The following is a 16,385-nucleotide window of genomic DNA, read 5'->3' as shown; positions in this document are numbered from 1 at the left end:
GGACGACGCATGAGTAGACGGTTCAGCGGTGACCCGGGCGGCGCGCCCAACCGCACATCCAACCGGGCGGCAGACCTCGCCGGCCGCGGCCTTGCCGCCGTTTTCCGGAGCCTCAAAGCAGTGCGCCCCGGACGGCCGATCCATCCGCGGGGCATCAGCCTGGTTGGGGAGCTGACGCTCACCGGCGCCGCGGGCCGCGCTGCCGCGGGGCTCCCGGCAGCCAGCGGGATCTCATGGCTCGACGACGCCGCAACGTACCGGGTGCGCGGACGGTTCTCTCGCTCTGTAGGCCTTCCGGAATCGCTGCCGGACATTCTGGGCCTGGCGCTGCGGACTTCGGGTGCTTCCGGTACTTCCGGCGCTTCCGGCGCCGGTGACCTTGATGCCTTTGGCGACAGTGCCGACGTCGGCGACGTCCTGTTCGCCTCGACCGGCTGGGGTGTGCCGGCCCGGTTCATGCTGGTGCCCAAGCTGGATGTCGGCACCGCCAGGTTCACCACGCTGATGCCGTACCGGGGGGCCAAGGGCCCCGTCCTTCTGGGGCTGCGCACGCTGTCCCTGCCCCCGCGCGCGACCGGGAGGGCAGACACCGGCGGTAACTTCAGGGAATCGCTGGCCACCGGAGACTGGACCCTGGCGCTGTCATACGCCACGCCGGCAGGCCGGTGGGTGCAGGCCGGCGTACTGCACCTGAGGGCCGCTGTTCCTGAAAGCGCAGCCGCGGCCTCCGGCGGCACGGCCAGGGCGGACACGCCCATCCGCTTCGATCCACTGAAGCACCCCCTGCCCGGGGCTGGAACGTATGCCTGGACGCGCCGGCTCCGGGAGCGCTCCTACCGTGCCGCCCGGCGCCCCGCTGCCCGCATGGTTGGTGCACCGGAACCTGCCGGCTCCACAGACCTGAACTCCGCCGTCCGGCGCCGGGGTTCGGCCGACGAAAGGAACAGCATGTCAACCGTCACGCAGGTCTTCAATTCACCGGCATCGGCAGTCTGGCGGGTGATAGCGGACGGCTGGCTCTATTCGGGCTGGGTGGTCGGTGCCTCACGAATCCGCGACGTGGATGCGCACTGGCCGCAGGTCGATACCCGGCTCCACCACTCGGTGGGCGCCTGGCCTCTGCTCATCGACGATTCGACGAAGGTGACGGCAGTGGAACCTGAGCGGCGGCTGGAGCTGATCGCACGGGGCTGGCCCCTCGGGGAGGCCAAGGTGGTCATCACCCTAGAAGACCTCGGCGAGCAGTGCCGGGTGACCATGGCCGAGGACGCGGTCCGCGGCCCCGGCTTGGCTGTTCCCAAGGCACTGCGGGATCCGCTCATCACGGTGCGCAACAAGGAAACCCTGCAGCGCCTGGAGCTCATGGCCGCCGGCGGCGCGGGGACTTAAGGCAATGTGGGCCCGCATCCAAGGATGCGGGCCCACATTCGTGGTAGTTAGGTGCTAGACGCTGGCGGCGATTCCGTCGCGGGAGATGGCGACCATGTCCTCGCGCGGCACCACCTTGATGCGCTCACGCACAACCTCAACCCCATGCGAGCCGCCGGCAGCGGTGGCCTCGGCGCCGAGGGCAAGTTCGTGGGCGTCCAGTGCCAGCCAGCCTTCCCAGGTGGTGTATTCCACGCCGCGGCTTTCGAGCAGTTCGACGACGGCGTCAGCAGCAGGTGCCTCGGCAACCGGCAGGTTCTCGCGGTCTTCCAGCAGGAACGTCACGGTCTCGAGGGCGTCACCCTTGGTGTGGCCGATGAGGCCGACCGGGCCGCGCTTGATCCAGCCGGTGGCGTAGACGCCGGGGACGTGCTCGCCGGAGGCGTCCAGGACGCGGCCGCCGGCGTTGGGAATGACGCCCTTCTTGTGGTCGAACTCGATTTCCGGCAGGGCGGAACCGAAGTAGCCGATGGCGCGGTAGACGGCCTGGACCGGGTAGTCAACGTACTCGCCGGTGCCGCGGGCGTTGCCCGTGCCGTCCAGCTCGGTGCGTTCAAACTTCATGCCGCTGACGCGCCCGGGGTTCTCGGCGTCGTCGTAAATTTCCACCGGGCTGTGCAGGAAGTGCAGGTGCAGGCGGCGGGAGGCCTTGAGCTCGGAGACGTCCTCGGGCTGCTCGGCGATCCAGTTGGTGAGCGTGCCGACCATGGTCTTGGTCTGGTTGTTGCTCTGGATCTGGCGGTCGGATTCCTCGTCGAACTCGAAGTCCTCGGGGTACAGGATGATGTCCACGTCCTTGGAGTGGGACAGTTCGCGCAGCTCCAGCGGGGTGAACTTGACCTGGGCGGGGCCGCGGCGGCCGAAGACATGGACGTCGGTGACGGGCGAGGCCTTCAGGCCGGCGTAGACGTTGTCCGGGATCTCGGAGACCAGCAGGTCGTCAGCGTGCTTGGACAGGACGCGGGCCACGTCGAGGGCCACGTTGCCGTTGCCGATCACGGCGATTTCCTTGGCGTCCAGCGGCCATTCGCGGGAAACGTCCGGGTGTCCGTCGTACCAGGACACGAAGTCGGCGCCGCCGAAGGAGCCCTCGAGTTCGATGCCCGGGATGTTCAGGTCGGCGTCCTTGATGGCGCCGGTGGCGAAGATGATGGCGTCGTAGTGTGCGCGCAGGTCCTCGATGGAGAGGTCTGTGCCGTAGTCCACGTTGCCAAAGAAGCGGATATCGCCGCGGTCCAGGACCTTGTGCAGGGCGTTGACGATGCCCTTGATGCGCGGGTGGTCCGGGGCCACACCGTAGCGGATCAGTCCGTAGGGCGCCGGGTAGCGGTCAAAGAGGTCGATGCTCACGGTCAGCTCGCCGCTCTTGACGGCCTCGCTCTTGGTGAGGATGTCCGCTGCGTAGACGCCGGCCGGGCCGGATCCGATGACGGCCACGCGCAACGGGCGGGCGGCGGTTCCTACGGTGGTGCTGGTTGACACGGCTGTGTTCCTTTTCTTCTGCATCGGTTGCTCCGTAGACGCCCTTTTGAACCTTCATAAGGGCAGTTATGGAGCAATCGATGGGTTTCAGGGGGTGAGAACGCGGGTGGTGCTTGTGCGGGGCTTGTTGGGGCTGGTGGTGCTGTAGTCAGCGGTTTTGAAGTGCGACGGCGCGAAAGGGCTGACGCGGACAACGTCACCGATGACGATCACTGCAGGATTGGCGACGCCGGCGGCCTCGGCCTGGTCGGCAATGGTGCCGAGGGTGCCGATCGTGACGCGCTGGTCCGGCAGGTAGCCGTTCTCCACGATACCAACTGGCGTGTCAGCGGGCAGACCGGCTTTGCCGAGGGCGGACGCGGACTCGCGCAGCTGGCCGACGCCCATGAGCAGGACGACGGTGTGGTCGGGGCGGGCCGGCACCTCGGACAGTTCCTCGTGCCCGGTGACCACGCTGAAGCCCTTGGCCAGGCCGCGGTGCGTGACCGGGATGCCTGCGGCGGCGGGGACGGAGATCGCCGACGTCACGCCGGAAACAACTTCAACCTCGACGCCGTGCTGGCGGCAGTATTCCGCTTCCTCGCCGCCGCGGCCTAGGACGTAGGGGTCGCCGCCCTTGAGCCGGACAACTCGGTGGCCCTGCAGCGCCTCTTCGACGAGGATCCGGTTGATCTCCGCCTGCGGGACGGGGTGGTGGCCGGGGGTCTTGCCGACCTCGATGACGCGAACGTCAGGGGCAAGCTCATTGAGCAGTTCCCGCGGGCCGAGGCGGTCGGCAACCACGACTTCGGCCTGGCCGAGCAGCCGGCGGCCGCGGACGGTGATGAGGCCGGTATCGCCGGGGCCGCCGCCCACGAGGGCAACTGATCCGCGGTGGGCACGGCGGCGGCGGAGCGGCAGGTCGCCGGATTCCAGGGCGGTGGCGACGGCGTCGCGCAGGGCCATCGCACGGCGCGGGTCTCCCCCGGCGTTGACGGCGATCTTGACGTCGTCCACTTCAGCGACGGCCGGCGTCCAGGCGGCGGACGACTCGTGGTCGGAAGCATTGACGCACCAAACGCGCTGCGCTTCGGCGTCGGCGGCTACACGGGTGTCGACGGCGGGATCGCCGGTGGCGGTCTGGACGAACCAGACGCCGTCGACATCCTCCGAGCGGTAGGTGCGGGGCTCCCAAGTGAGCAGGCCGGCGTCGGCAAGTTCGCGGAGCGGTGCGGTGGCCTCGGGGGCGACCACGGTGACGCGGGCACCGGCGTCGAGCAGGCCCTTCGCGCGGCGCGCAGCAACGCGTCCGCCGCCCACCACCAGCACGGGGCGGCCGAGGAGGCGCAGCGCCGTGGGGTAAATGTCCTGAATTGCCATAAATCAACGGTAGGGCCGTGTTACGGACCCGGCCAACGGCGCGGAAACACCAGTTCACGCGAGGTAACGCTGCGTCACATTGGGATGAATTGTTGGCGTCCAGGGGGCCCAAAGCTAAGTGCTCCAGCTTCGCCCGGCAGCCGGGCAGCAAAAAGCCCGACGGCGGGACTCGCCGTCGGGCTTTCTGCTTCAGTGCGGAGTGTCAGCGGGTGCTGCCTGCCAGGAGGCCGCGGCGCTGGAGAAGGCGCTTCTCGATCGGGGCGAACACCAGCAGCTCGATGAGGATGCCCACGGCCAGGATCAGGAGGATCGCGGACATCACGATGGTCATGTCGGCGAGGTCGCGGCCCTGGTTCAGCATGGAGCCGAGGCCGAAGCCGATGGTGCCGCCCACCGCGATGATTTCCGCGGCCATGAGCGAACGCCAGGAGAACGCCCAGCCCTGCTTGAGGCCGCTGAGGTACCCGGGCAGCGCCGCGGGCAGGATGATCTGCACGGCCATCTGCAGCCGTGAAGCGCCAAGGACGGTGCCCACGCTGCGGTACTGCGGCGGGATCTGGTCCACGCCGGAGATCAGGCCGTTAATGATGGAAGGGATGGCGCCCATGAACACCACGAAGTACACCGTGGCGTCGGTGAGGCCGAACCAGATGATGGCCGCGGGGACCCAGGCGACCGAGGGCAGGACCTGCAGCCCCGAAATCAGCGGGCCGAACGCCCTGCGCAGCGGCGCCACCTGGGCCAGGAGCAGACCGATCGGCGTGGCGATCGCGACGCTGATCAGGAATCCCAGTAGCCCCCGCTGCAACGAGGTCCAGACAGCTTCCTGCAGTGATCCCTCAGCCCACAGCGTGCCGAACTGCTCAAGCACATCCATGGGGCCGGGCACCTGGTCGCGGCGCTTGAGGCCGAGCGACACATAGAACTGCCAGATGATGATGAGCACCACCACGGCGGCAACCGGCAGCAGGATCCGGCTCCAGTCCGCGCGTGCCTTGCGCACAGCGTCGGACTGCAGGGAATCAAGCCCGGATTCCAGCTCACGCAGGTCGGCCGAGCCCGTGGAGGACCGGGTCAGCGCAGCATGCACCTTTTCACCCGTAGACGAAGACGCAGCGCCGGATGCCTCGACAGGCTCGGCCACCGGTGTCTCGACGGGTTCAGCCACGGGAGATGAATTACTTGGCATGGCGGCGGATCTCCTCTCGCAGCCGGGCGGTGATGACCCCGGTCAGCTGTCCGGCAAGACCGGCGTCGGTACGGTGTTCTTCGGTGACTTCCCATTCCTGCACCACGCGGCCGGGCCGGGATGACAGCAGCAGGACGCGCTGGCCGAGCCGGACCGCCTCGCGGACGTTGTGGGTCACAAAGACGATGGTGCGTCCGGTTTCCTTCCAGATGCGCTCAAGTTCGTCGTGCAGCAGGTCGCGGGTGATGGCGTCGAGGGCGGCAAACGGCTCATCCATGAGGAGCAGCTGGCGGTCCTGCGCGAGCGAGCGGGCCAGAGCCACGCGCTGGCGCATGCCGCCGGACAGCTCGTGCGGGCGGCGGTCCGCGGCCTCGCCCAGGTGGACCAGGTCCAGCAGTTCGGCGGCCTTCACTCGCCGCTCGGCCTTGCCCACGCCGCGCAGCTTCAGCGCCAGCTCGACGTTCTCGCGCGCGGTGAGCCACGGGAAGAGGGCGGAGTCCTGGAACATGAAGGCGGCGCCGTCGCTGGGCACCTCAAGGGCGCCCGACGTCGGGAGCTCCAGTCCCGCCATGATGTTCAGCAGGGTGGACTTGCCACAGCCGGACGCACCGAGGAGAGCGACGAACTCGCCCTTGCCGATGGTGGCGTTGACGTCGTCCAGCACCGGGGCGCCTTCGCCGAAGCGCTTGCCCAGGTTCTCCAGTACGACTGGCATGGTCCCGTCCTTTGTTCGTGTGCGTTACGTGCGGCGGTTGCAGTGCGTCCGGGCTAGTCCCGGCCCAGCCCTGCAGCCGAGGCTTTTTCCATGGACACTGCGTTCAGCGCCCGGAGGTTGAAGAGGCCGTTGAGGTCGGCCTGCTTGGTGGTGCCGGCATCGACGCCGTCCTGCAGCAGCTTCTGGTACGTTCCGGCCAGCGGGTCCACCGTGAACACGATGTTCTTCAGCGAGCGGTCGATGACGTTCTGCGCCAGTGCCTTGCCGGCATCCTGTTTGAGGGCGGCATTGACGACGGCGGCCTTCTCTGCGGAGGGGGTGTCGTTGAGCCACTTCACCGCGTCCACGTGGCCCTTGAGGAGGGCTTCCACGGTCTGCGGGTGCTCGGCGGCGAACTTCCTGTTCACGATCAGGATCGTGGTGGGGAACTCACCTGGCTTGCCGGTCAGCGACCCGTCCCACAGGTCCTTCTCGTCCACCAGGACCTTCGCCCCGGCCTGGAGCACCAGGCGGGAGGCCCACGGCTCGGGCACCCACGCGCCGTCGAGCTTGCCGTCCTGGAACAGCTTCAGCGTCTGCGCGTTTTCGGTGGGGTTGATCGCAACGTCCCCGCCGCCGTCGGGAGTGGTTTCATAGCCCTGCTCGCCCAGCCAGGCGCGCAGCGCCACGTCCTGGGTGCCGCCCAGCTGCGGGGAAGCCAGGGTCTTGCCCTTCAAGTCAGCCGCGCTCTTGATCTCCGGCTTAACCACCAGCTGCGCCCCGCCCGACGCTGCGCCGGCGATGATGCTGACGGATTCGCCCTTGCTCTTGACGAAGGAGTTGATGGCCGGGTTAGGGCCAATGTACGTGGCGTCGATCGCGCCGGCGTTCAGGGCCTCGATCGCGGCCGGGCCGGCGTTGAACACCTGCGTGCTCAGCCTGGTCTCGCCCAGGCTCTTCGCAATGAGACCCTGTTTGACGCCGACCAGCGCCGGGGCGTGCGTGATGTTCCCGAAGTAGCCCAGCTTCAGCTCGTCCGCCGGGGCGGCCGCGGCGTTCGGGGCGGCCAGGGCGTTGGAATCCCGGGCCACAGCTGACGCAACAACGGCTCCCACGCTGATCAGCAGGACGAGGCCGACGGCCAGCGCGACTTCCAGGGCACGGCGGCGCTTGGGCGTCTGGCTTTCGCCGGCCACAATGCGGGTCATGCCCGGCCTGGGAGTACTCATGGATTCACCATAGGGACTCGCCTAAACGGGGTTCAATGAAGCGGAAACCCGGGGTCACGCAGGTTCATGCAACGTCACATTCGGCCACAAAAAACAGCGTGCTGGTGCCCCCACTACGTCTCGCGGGCTAATCCCCCTTGACATTGACGAGCTGACGCAACCGGTGCCGCACCTTCACCAGGTCTGCGGCGTCGTGCATCACCTGGTCGATGGGCTTGTAGGCTGCCGGGATCTCGTCGATGAACGCTTCCGTGGCCCGGAACTCGATGCCGTGCATGGCTTCCTTCAGCTGGGCCAGTGAGAAGGCCTTGCGTGCGGCGTTGCGCGAATACTCCCGGCCGGCACCGTGCGGCGAGGAGTTCAGTGAGGCGGTGTTGCCAAGCCCTTCCACCACATAGGACGCCGTCCCCATGGACCCCGGAATCAGGCCGGGATCACCCGCCTCCGCCTTGATGGCGCCCTTGCGCGACACCCAGACCGACTTTCCGTAATGCGTTTCCTGCTGGGTGAAGTTGTGGTGGCAGTTGATCCGCTCCTTCTCCTTGACCGTTCCGCCGACCCAGTCACTGAACTGGCGGATGACGCGGTCCATCATCTCCTCACGGTTCAGGAGGGCGAAGTGCTGGGCCCACCGGAGCTCCTTGATGTAACGCGTGAACTCCGGCGTGCCCTCCTCCAGGTAGGCGAGGTCCGGGTCTTCCAGCGTGATCCGTTTGTCGCGGGCCACGCCCTGCGCCACCCGGATGTGGTGCTGCGCGATCTTGTTGCCGACGCCTCTGGAGCCGGAATGCAGGAACAGCCAGACGGCGTCGGTCTCGTCCTTGCAGACCTCGATGAAGTGGTTTCCGGAGCCAAGCGAACCAAGCTGCAGCTCCCACTTCGCCACGTACTGCGCAGGGTTGAATCCGGCCTTTTCGGCGCGCCGGTGCAGTTCGGCGATGCGTGGCTCCGCAGTGGACGTCACCTTCCGGTTGTTGTGGCCGGCGGAGAGCGGGACGGCTCGCTCGATCGCCTCACGCAGCGGCTTCCGGTCCCGCGGGAGGTCCTTGAGGGTGTACTGGGTCCGCACGGCGATCATGCCGCACCCGATGTCCACCCCGACGGCGGCCGGAATGATCGCGCCCAGCGTCGGGATGACGGATCCCACCGTTGCACCCTTGCCCAGGTGCGCATCCGGCATTAGCGCCAGATGGGGGTAGATGAAGGGCAGGCGGGACGTGGTCAGGGCCTGTTCGCGGGTCTTGTCATCCAGGATTGACGCCCAGTTGATGAGCCGGCCGGTGATGGTTTCCATGCTGCGCCTCCTACTGGATGAACGGGGACTAACGTAGGTTCAAGGCTAAACCCCGGGCCTCGCACAAGGACCAGTCCCCACGAAGGAGATGCAAGCATGGTGAACGTCGAAACCGAGATCCTCATCCGGCGGCCGCGGGAAGAGGTGGCGGAGTACGCCGCGAACCCCGACAACGCCCCGGAATGGTACGACAACATCCACTCTGCCCAGCGCCTGTCGGCCGGACCGATCGACGTCGGATCCAAGGTGGCCTTCACCGCCAAGTTCATGGGCCGGGACCTGAACTACACCTACGAACTCGTCGAGTACGTCCCGGGCGAGAAGCTCGTGATGCGCACCGCCCAGGGGCCCTTTCCGATGCAGACAACCTATACCTGGGCGGAAATCGCTGGCGGAACCCGGATGACGCTGGGCAACAGCGGCCAGCCGTCCGGTTTCTCGAAGCTCGCAGGTTTGCTTATGCCGCCGATGATCCGCAGGGCGACCCGCAAGGACCTGCAAAAGCTCAAGTCGATCCTGGAAGGCGACGCGGCGCTTTAACCGCCGCCCCTTAACCGCCGAAGCCGCCGGAATGCAGCGAGGCCGCCGTACAGATACGGCGGCCTCGTGGCATTCCGGCGGGTTCGCGGAATCAGATGCTGTAGCGCTCGTCCTCGTGGTCGCCCGGGTGGTCCTTGACCAGGCCGGCGGCGAGGGTGTTGCCGTCGATCGGGTCGATCACCAGGAACGCGCCCGTGCGGCGGTGGTGCAGGTAGTTCTCGAGCGGCAGCGGGGCGGCGAGCCGGAGCTGCGCGTGCCCGATGTCGTTGAGCTCCAGGCTGGAGGCACCCTCGAGGTTGAACGTGGCCAGGTCCAGCTTGCCGCTGACGCTGCGGACCAGGGCCTGAACGGTGCGGGTACCGTGCTTGACCAGGACCTTGGCGCCCTCGCGGAGCGGCTTCGGGGACAGCCAGCACAGCTGCGCGTACAGGTCGGCCGAGGATTCGCGGACGGTGCCGGCGGCGGCGATGGTGTCACCGCGGGCGACGTCGAACTCGTCGGCCAGACGGATCGCCACGGACTGCGGGGCTGAGGCTTCCTCCAGCGAGGCGCCGGCGAAGTCGATGCCCGTGACCGTGGTGGTGCGGGGGTCCTGTCCGGGGGTCAGCACGCTGACCTGGTCCCCCACCTTCACGGAGCCTTCGGTGATCTGACCGGCGTAGGCGCGGTAGTCGCGGTACGCCTCGACGTCGAGCCCGGCGGCAACGGCATCCGGCGCCAGCGCGCCCTGCGGCCGGATGACCAGCTGCACGGGGAAGCGGAAGCTCTCCAGGTGGCTTTCCAGTTCGTCGGCGGCGGGCAGCGTCTCGAGCACCTCGAGCAGCGCCGGCCCGGTGTACCAGGGGGTGCGCTCCGAACGCTCCACCACGTTGTCGCCGTCGAGCGCGGAAACCGGAACCACCAGCAGGTCGGAAATGCCATCGGAGCCGAGGCCCAGCTCGCGGCCCACCTGCTGCACGTCGGCCTCGATCTCGCGGAAGACGGACTCGCTGAAGTCCACGAGGTCGATCTTGTTCACGGCCACGATCACGTGGGCCACGCGCAGCAGCTGCAGCACGGAGAGGTGCCGGCGGGTCTGCTCCAGGACGCCCTTGCGGGCGTCAATGAGTACGACGACGGCATCCGCGGTGGACGCGCCGGTCACCGTGTTCTTGGTGTACTGCACGTGCCCGGGGCAGTCCGCGAGGATGAAGCTGCGGCGGTCCGTGGCGAAGTAGCGGTAGGCCACGTCGATGGTGATGCCCTGCTCGCGCTCGGCACGCAGGCCGTCGGTCAGCAGTGCCAGGTCGATGCCGCCCTTGTCGCCGCCGAAGCCGCGGTCCGAGGAGGTGCGGGCAACGGCCTCAAGCTGGTCGGCGAGGATGGCCTTGGAGTCGTGCAGGAGGCGGCCCACCAGAGTGGACTTCCCGTCGTCGACCGATCCTGCGGTGGCAAAGCGGAACAGCGAAGCGGAAGCGAGCGGAGCCTCGTCCAGGAGCGCCGCGGCGCGGGCGGTGTCAATGTCGGTAGTCATTAGAAGTAGCCGTCCTTCTTGCGGTCTTCCATGGCGGCCTCGGAGATGCGGTCATCCGCACGGGTGGCGCCACGTTCAGTGATGGTGGAGGCGGCAACTTCGATCACGACGTCGCGCACGGTGGCGGCAGCCGACTCAACGGCGCCGGTGCAGGACATGTCACCGACGGTCCGGTAGCGGACGGTCTTGGTGACGACGTCCTCATGCGGCAGCGGCTGGGAAACCTCGCCCACCGCACGCCACATGCCGTCGCGGGCGAAAACCTCGCGGTCGTGGGCGTAGTACAGACCCGGAAGTTCGATGTTTTCGCGCTCGATGTAGCGCCACACGTCCAGCTCGGTCCAGTTGCTGATGGGGAACGCGCGCACGTGCTGGCCCACGGTGTGGCGGCCGTTGTACAGGTTCCACAGTTCGGGGCGCTGGTTGCGCGGGTCCCACTGGCCGAACTCGTCGCGCAGGCTCAGGATGCGCTCCTTGGCGCGGGCCTTGTCCTCGTCCCGGCGGCCGCCGCCGAAGACGGCGTCGAACTTGTGGGACTGGATGGCGTCCAGCAGCGGGACGGTCTGCAGCGGGTTGCGGGTGCCGTCCGCACGCTCTGCCAGCTCGCCGCGGTCGATGAACTCCTGGACGGAGCCGACCACGAGCTTCAGCCCCAGCCGCTCCACCGTCCGGTCGCGGAAATCGATGACCTCGGGGAAGTTGTGGCCGGTGTCCACGTGCAGCACGGGGAAGGGCACCTTGCCAGGCCAGAACGCCTTGGTGGCCAGGTGCAGCATGACCACAGAGTCCTTGCCGCCGGAGAACAGCAGCGCCGGCTTCTCGAACTCGGCGACAACCTCGCGGATGATATGGATCGCTTCAGATTCGAGGGTGTCCAGGCTGGAGAGGCGCGTGGATTCAGCGGCGTCGGTCACCAGGGTGGACTCCTCAGTCAGGAAAGTGCTCATACGTGTAGTCCGCATTCTGTCTTGTTGGTTCCTGCCCAGCGGCCGGCGCGGGGGTCCTCGCCGGGAGCCACCTTGCGGGTGCAGGGCTGGCAACCGATGGACGGGTAGCCCTGGGACAGGAGCGGGTTGACGGGCAGGAGGTTGTCGTCGGAGTACTGGACCAGCTGGTCGAACGTCCACGCGGCCATCGGGTTGACCTTGACCAGGCCGTTCTTTTCGTCCCAGGACACCAGCGGGGTGTTGGTGCGCGTAGGGGCCTCGTCGCGGCGGACGCCGGTGAACCAGAGTTCGTACCCGGCCAGGGTGCGCTGCAGCGGGGCCACCTTGCGGAGGGCGCAGCACTGGGCGGCGTCGCGGGCGAAGAGGTCCTTGCCCAGCAGGCGGTCCTGCTGCTCCACGGTGTTCTCGGGAAGCACGTCCACCACGTTGACGCGGAGGTTCGCGGCCACCTCGTCGCGCGTGGCGTACGTCTCCGGGAAGTGGTAGCCGGTCTCCAGGAACAGGACGTCGACGCCGGGAAGCTGGTCCGCGACCAGCGCCGGCAGGACGGCGTCGGCCATGGAGCAGGCAACGGCGACGGCGGGCATGTCGAAGTTGCGCTCGACCCAGGCGATGACGTCGCGGGCCGGGGCGTCCCAGCCGAGCTCGGCGGCGCCGGCCTCGGCGAGGGCCTTCAGCTCCTCATTGGAGCGCTTGACCTGGACGTTCGTCACTGCAGTGCCTCCTCGTCTGCTGCATGCGCCCATTCGGCGAAGGTCTGGCCTTCGGCGCGGTCGGCCACGAACCGGCGGACAACACGTTCGACGTAGTCGGGCAGGTCGGCGACGTAGACCTTCAGGCCGCGGACTGTGCGTCCCAGGCCGGCCTCGTCACGTTCGGTGGAAGCCAGCCCGCCGCCCAGGTGGACCTGGAAACCGGGGCTGGGGTCGCCGTCGGGCGTGGGAAGCATCATGCCCTTGAGCCCGATGTCCGCGGTCTGGATGCGGGCGCAGGAGTTGGGGCAGCCGTTGATGTGCAGCGACAGGGCCTGCGGGAGCTGGCCGCTGTCCGCCAGGTCAGCGAGGCGGCGCTCCAGCTCGGCAACGGCAGTGGCCGCGGTGACCTTCGTTTCCACGATGGCCAGCTTGCAGAACTCGATGCCTGTGCAGGCAATGGTGCCGCGGCGGAACACGGACGGGCGGGCGGACAGGCCCAGGGCGTCCAGCCCGGCCACGAGCGGTTCCACCTCGTCCTTGGGGACGTCCAGCACCACGAGCTTCTGGTGCGGGGTGGTGCGCAGGCGGCGGGAACCGCTGGCCTCGATGGTGTCCGCGAGCTTCACCAACTGCGAGCCGGACAGGCGGCCGGCAATGGGGGTGGCGCCGATGAAGAACTTACCGTCCTTCTGCTCGTGCACGCCCACGTGGTCACCCGGGGTGGACGGCTTGGGTGCGGCGGGGCCGTCAGCCAGCTTGTAGCCAAGGTATTCGTCCTCGAGAATCTGGCGGAACTTCTCCGGTCCCCAGTCGGCCAGCAGGAACTTCAGGCGGGCCTTGGTGCGCATGCGGCGGTAACCGTAGTCGCGGAAGATGCTGGTGACACCCAGCCACACATCCGCGGCCTGCTCGGGCGTGACGAAGGCGCCAAGGCGCTTGCCCAGCATCGGGTTGGTGGAGAGGGCACCGCCTACCCACAGGTCGTAGCCCACGCCGAGTTCGGGGTGGCGGACGCCGACCAGGGCGCAGTCGTTGATCTCGTGCACCACGTCCTGGCTGGGGTGGCCGGTGATGGCGGTCTTGTACTTGCGCGGCAGGTTGGACAGCAGCGGGTTGCCGATGAACCGCTCCCCCAGCTCTGCGATGAGCGGGGTGGGGTCGATGATCTCGTCCTTGGCGATGCCTGCCACGGGCGAACCGAGGATGACACGCGGAACGTCGCCGCATGCCTCGGTGGTGGACAGGCCGTTGCTCTCCAGGCGGCGCCAGATCTCGGGGATGTCCTCCACGCGGATCCAGTGCAGCTGGATGTTCTGGCGGTCGGTCAGGTCGGCCGAGTCCCGGGCGAAGTCCACGGAGATCTGGCCGATGACGCGCAGCTGCTCGGTGGTCAGCGCACCGCCGTCGATCCGGACGCGGAGCATGAAGTACTTGTCCTCGAGCTCGTGCGGCTCAAGCGTTGCGGTCTTGCCGCCGTCGATCCCCTGCTTGCGCTGGGTGTACAGGCCCCACCAGCGGAAGCGGCCGTGCAGGTCCTGGCCGGGGATGGCGTCGAAGCCTTCCTTGGCGTAGATGGACTCGATACGCTCGCGGACGTTGAGGCCGTCGTCTTCCTGCTTCCAGGTTTCGTTGGCGTTAAGCGGGGTGGGTCCGTCCACCTTCCACTGGCCGTGAGGCTTGGCGGCGGGGCGGGAGGCACGGGCGGGGCGCGCGGGCTTGTCCGTGGACGCTCCGGCTAGAGCTGTATCAGTCATGCATCGACTGTAGAGCCGCGCCGAAACACGTCACAAAGGCCCGGAAATGCTAAGTCACCTAAAGAAACATTTCGTCATGACTCGCCGGGAGGCCTTGAACGGCGGGGCCTCGCTGTGCTTCGGGCGGCGTCCGTTTCAGGGCCGCTCTAAGAGGTGACGGCGTAGGCCGCCAGGGCGGCGTCGTACCGCTCCAGCGCGATCTCGGCGAGCACGGGCGAAGGCAGCAGCGGCTCGGTCACCAGGTCCGCCCCGGCCTTGGCGAGCTGGTCGTGGAAGAAGCCCGGCGCCAGGAGGTACGAGGCAACCACCACGCGGCCGCCAACGCTCGCGCCCCCTGCCGACTCCCCTGCCCCGGCGCCGCCCGCGGCCTCCTCGCGGAGCATGGCCACGGCTTCGGGGACGGACGGCTTGGCCGAGGCACCGTACGCCGGGACGATCCGGTTGGAGCGCAGCGCCTGCAGCTGTCCGGCCAGCTCCTCGACGCTGAGCGCTGCGTTCGGATTGGACGAACCAGCGGCGGCGAGCACGATCGCGTCATTGTCCGTAACCCCGGCCTCCCGCAGCCGCTGGTCCAGCAGGGCGGCGAGGCGCGGGTCCGGCCCCAGCGGCGCCGCGGCCACCGTGCCCGGCCGGCTCTTCACGGCCTTGGCGATGTCCACCTTCACGTGGTAGCCCACGCTGAGCAGCAGAGGAACGACGACGGCGGAGGCGCCGGCGGAGGCGCCGGCGGCGCCCTGCCCGCCGGCGGTTTGGGGTGCTGCGGCCTGGAGTGCGGCACCAGAGGTGGCGGCAGCACCGCCGTCGGACGCTGCCGTGTCCGCGGGAAGCCCGGCGACCACGTCCACCAGATCGGGCTGCTGGACGTCCACATACGCCTCGCGGACGTCGAGCCCCGGGCGCAGCGCGGCAATGGCGTCGCGGAGCGCATTGACCTCGGCGGCTCCCTGCGCATTGGAGGTCCCATGGGCACAGGCGATCATGATCGGGCTATTCATAGGGGCTAGCGTAACGTTGGAGCTGCACTGTCCGCCCCCTGAAGTTTGCCGGGACGCTCCATGACATTCTCTTTTGACATCGCCCTGGCATGGCTGGACCTGGCGGGCATCTTCTTTTTCGCGGTGTCCGGATCGCTGCTCGCTGCGCGGAAGCAATTCGACCTCCTCGGATCCCTGCTGCTCGCCTCCCTGGTCTCGCTGGGCGGCGGTGTGATCCGCGACATCATCCTCAGCGCCGGCCCGCCCGCGGTGTTCAGCAACCCGGCGTATCTGGTGCCGCCGCTGCTGGCCACCGGGCTGGTCTACTTCCTGTTCTCCAGCGTGCAGCGCTACACCTCGCTCCTCACGCTGTTCGACGCCGCCGGGCTGGCCCTGTTCTGCATCACCGGGACACTGAAGGCGCTGTCATTTGGAATGAACCCCATCTCCGCGGTACTGCTCGGGGTAACGACGGCGGTGGGCGGCGGCCTGCTGCGGGACATTACAGCCAACGAGGTGCCCCGGCTCTTCGATGCCCGGGACCTCTACGCACTGCCGGCCTTCCTGGGTGCCGCCCTCACTGCGATCTTGTGGGAGCTGGACGCGTTCAATCCGATCACGGCATGCGTTGTGGCGGCCTTGGCCTTCACTTTCCGGGTGGTGGCGTGGCGCCTTTCCTGGCGCATTCCGCTGGCGGTCCGCGGGTGGTACCGGCTTGGCCTGGAACCCGGAAATTCACGGCCCCGGGATTAGCTAGGATAAATGCCATGACTGACATGTTCCTCGAGAAGTTCCGCGCGCTGGTCCCGAAGTATCTCGAAGACGAATGGCAGGAAGAGGACGGGCTGACCGCCGAGGAACTGGACGCGGAGCTCGCCGACCACCAATTCACCATCCCCCTGGTGTTGCGCGAGTTCTACCTCGCGATCGGCGGCTGTGAGGACCTCATGGAGGCCTACCACTACTTCTGGGATCCCGAGGAACTCGAAGTGGATGACGAAGGCTTCCTTATGTTCCTCGAGGACGAGGAAGAGAACTTCACCTGGGGCTTCCGCGTGGGCGATCTCAGCATCCCGGACCCCATCGTGTACCGCCGGAACAACATCCGCGGGCAGTGGAAGAGCGAGGAAGGCACCTTCTCGGAGTTCGTCTTCGACATGTTCGACTGGGCCTTCAACGACGAGGACTAGGTTTTTCGGTTTCTTCCTCCGTCCCGACCCTGTTTGACCTCCTGGCGGCCGTGACACGCCGCAAACGTCCGCGTGTTTCGGCCCTGCGCCCGGCAAA

15 protein-coding genes are annotated in these 16,385 nt (G+C 67.8%); 4 read left to right on the top strand and 11 right to left on the bottom strand.

Going from position 1 to position 16,385, the window contains the following annotated elements:
* Positions 1-9: 9 nt before the first annotated feature.
* On the top strand, positions 10-1,389 hold the full coding sequence (locus tag ACFTR6_RS17875) for an SRPBCC family protein (protein WP_236782979.1): 1,380 nt from the start codon (positions 10-12) through the stop codon (positions 1,387-1,389).
* Between the two features lie 54 nt (positions 1,390-1,443).
* On the opposite strand, the gene ACFTR6_RS17870 is transcribed toward ACFTR6_RS17875, so the two are convergent.
* From ACFTR6_RS17870 to ACFTR6_RS17845, 6 genes are all read right to left on the bottom strand, one after another.
* Positions 1,444-2,910 carry an FAD-dependent oxidoreductase gene (locus ACFTR6_RS17870; protein WP_377958848.1) on the bottom strand — a complete coding sequence of 489 codons (1,467 nt, stop codon included), beginning with the start codon at positions 2,908-2,910 and terminating at the stop codon, positions 1,444-1,446.
* 87 nt (positions 2,911-2,997) lie between these two features.
* Entirely contained in the window at positions 2,998-4,269 is a 1,272-nt protein-coding gene (gene cobA, locus ACFTR6_RS17865; protein WP_377958847.1) for a uroporphyrinogen-III C-methyltransferase, read from the bottom strand.
* A 202-nt stretch (positions 4,270-4,471) separates the two neighbouring features.
* A complete protein-coding gene (locus ACFTR6_RS17860) occupies positions 4,472-5,458 on the bottom strand; it encodes an ABC transporter permease (RefSeq protein WP_377958846.1) in 987 nt (328 codons plus the stop codon).
* The gene (locus tag ACFTR6_RS17855) at positions 5,448-6,173 is read right to left on the bottom strand and encodes an ABC transporter ATP-binding protein (protein ID WP_076801011.1); all 726 of its coding nucleotides are present in this window, start codon (positions 6,171-6,173) and stop codon (positions 5,448-5,450) included. The genes ACFTR6_RS17860 and ACFTR6_RS17855 overlap by 11 nt, the downstream gene beginning before the upstream one ends.
* Positions 6,174-6,226: 53 nt before the next feature.
* Positions 6,227-7,381: an ABC transporter substrate-binding protein gene (locus tag ACFTR6_RS17850; RefSeq protein WP_377958845.1), complete on the bottom strand. Its 1,155-nt coding sequence runs from the start codon at positions 7,379-7,381 to the stop codon at positions 6,227-6,229.
* Positions 7,382-7,508: 127 nt separating this feature from the next.
* Positions 7,509-8,675: an RtcB family protein gene (locus ACFTR6_RS17845; RefSeq protein WP_377958844.1), complete on the bottom strand. Its 1,167-nt coding sequence runs from the start codon at positions 8,673-8,675 to the stop codon at positions 7,509-7,511.
* 96 nt (positions 8,676-8,771) lie between these two features.
* Between ACFTR6_RS17845 and ACFTR6_RS17840 the strand changes: the two genes are divergently transcribed.
* The gene (locus ACFTR6_RS17840) at positions 8,772-9,215 is read left to right on the top strand and encodes an SRPBCC family protein (protein WP_377958843.1); all 444 of its coding nucleotides are present in this window, start codon (positions 8,772-8,774) and stop codon (positions 9,213-9,215) included.
* A gap of 91 nt (positions 9,216-9,306) precedes the next feature.
* On the opposite strand, the gene ACFTR6_RS17835 is transcribed toward ACFTR6_RS17840, so the two are convergent.
* From ACFTR6_RS17835 to ACFTR6_RS17815, 5 genes are all read right to left on the bottom strand, one after another.
* Positions 9,307-10,728, bottom strand: a complete 1,422-nt coding sequence (locus ACFTR6_RS17835; RefSeq protein ID WP_377958842.1) for a sulfate adenylyltransferase subunit 1 — start codon at positions 10,726-10,728, stop codon at positions 9,307-9,309.
* Positions 10,728-11,675, bottom strand: a complete 948-nt coding sequence (cysD, locus tag ACFTR6_RS17830; protein ID WP_377958841.1) for a sulfate adenylyltransferase subunit CysD — start codon at positions 11,673-11,675, stop codon at positions 10,728-10,730. The genes ACFTR6_RS17835 and cysD overlap by 1 nt, the downstream gene beginning before the upstream one ends.
* Positions 11,672-12,421 (bottom strand): phosphoadenylyl-sulfate reductase, encoded by a 750-nt coding sequence (locus tag ACFTR6_RS17825; RefSeq protein ID WP_377958840.1) that lies wholly within the window; start codon positions 12,419-12,421, stop codon positions 11,672-11,674. The genes cysD and ACFTR6_RS17825 overlap by 4 nt, the downstream gene beginning before the upstream one ends.
* On the bottom strand, positions 12,385-14,124 hold the full coding sequence (locus tag ACFTR6_RS17820) for a nitrite/sulfite reductase (RefSeq protein WP_377958839.1): 1,740 nt from the start codon (positions 14,122-14,124) through the stop codon (positions 12,385-12,387). The genes ACFTR6_RS17825 and ACFTR6_RS17820 overlap by 37 nt, the downstream gene beginning before the upstream one ends.
* Positions 14,125-14,270: 146 nt before the next feature.
* Entirely contained in the window at positions 14,271-15,119 is an 849-nt protein-coding gene (locus tag ACFTR6_RS17815; protein ID WP_377958838.1) for a sirohydrochlorin chelatase, read from the bottom strand.
* Between the two features lie 60 nt (positions 15,120-15,179).
* Here ACFTR6_RS17815 and ACFTR6_RS17810 point away from each other — a divergent pair, with 60 nt between their 5' ends.
* Both ACFTR6_RS17810 and ACFTR6_RS17805 read left to right on the top strand, forming a co-directional pair.
* Complete coding sequence (locus tag ACFTR6_RS17810) at positions 15,180-15,851, top strand: trimeric intracellular cation channel family protein (protein WP_076800993.1); 672 nt, start codon at positions 15,180-15,182, stop codon at positions 15,849-15,851.
* Between the two features lie 14 nt (positions 15,852-15,865).
* On the top strand, positions 15,866-16,288 hold the full coding sequence (locus ACFTR6_RS17805) for a hypothetical protein (protein WP_377958837.1): 423 nt from the start codon (positions 15,866-15,868) through the stop codon (positions 16,286-16,288).
* Positions 16,289-16,385: the final 97 nt, after the last annotated feature.

It is taken from the genome of Arthrobacter sp. NPDC057009 (assembly GCF_042673905.1).
Taxonomy (GTDB): domain Bacteria; phylum Actinomycetota; class Actinomycetes; order Actinomycetales; family Micrococcaceae; genus Arthrobacter.
Note: the sequence above shows the minus strand (reverse complement) of the source record. Positions and strands in the feature narration are given on the sequence as shown.

Coding starts and splice junctions, on each gene's coding strand:
- ACFTR6_RS17875 (WP_236782979.1), top strand. CDS start 10: ATGAGTAGACGGTTCAGCGGTGACCCGGGCGGCGCGCCCAACCGCACA.
- cobA (WP_377958847.1), bottom strand. CDS start 4,269: ATGGCAATTCAGGACATTTACCCCACGGCGCTGCGCCTCCTCGGCCGC.
- ACFTR6_RS17860 (WP_377958846.1), bottom strand. CDS start 5,458: ATGCCAAGTAATTCATCTCCCGTGGCTGAACCCGTCGAGACACCGGTG.
- ACFTR6_RS17855 (WP_076801011.1), bottom strand. CDS start 6,173: ATGCCAGTCGTACTGGAGAACCTGGGCAAGCGCTTCGGCGAAGGCGCC.
- ACFTR6_RS17850 (WP_377958845.1), bottom strand. CDS start 7,381: ATGAGTACTCCCAGGCCGGGCATGACCCGCATTGTGGCCGGCGAAAGC.
- ACFTR6_RS17845 (WP_377958844.1), bottom strand. CDS start 8,675: ATGGAAACCATCACCGGCCGGCTCATCAACTGGGCGTCAATCCTGGAT.
- ACFTR6_RS17840 (WP_377958843.1), top strand. CDS start 8,772: ATGGTGAACGTCGAAACCGAGATCCTCATCCGGCGGCCGCGGGAAGAG.
- ACFTR6_RS17835 (WP_377958842.1), bottom strand. CDS start 10,728: ATGACTACCGACATTGACACCGCCCGCGCCGCGGCGCTCCTGGACGAG.
- cysD (WP_377958841.1), bottom strand. CDS start 11,675: ATGAGCACTTTCCTGACTGAGGAGTCCACCCTGGTGACCGACGCCGCT.
- ACFTR6_RS17825 (WP_377958840.1), bottom strand. CDS start 12,421: ATGGGCGCATGCAGCAGACGAGGAGGCACTGCAGTGACGAACGTCCAG.
- ACFTR6_RS17820 (WP_377958839.1), bottom strand. CDS start 14,124: ATGACTGATACAGCTCTAGCCGGAGCGTCCACGGACAAGCCCGCGCGC.
- ACFTR6_RS17815 (WP_377958838.1), bottom strand. CDS start 15,119: ATGAATAGCCCGATCATGATCGCCTGTGCCCATGGGACCTCCAATGCG.
- ACFTR6_RS17810 (WP_076800993.1), top strand. CDS start 15,180: ATGACATTCTCTTTTGACATCGCCCTGGCATGGCTGGACCTGGCGGGC.
- ACFTR6_RS17805 (WP_377958837.1), top strand. CDS start 15,866: ATGACTGACATGTTCCTCGAGAAGTTCCGCGCGCTGGTCCCGAAGTAT.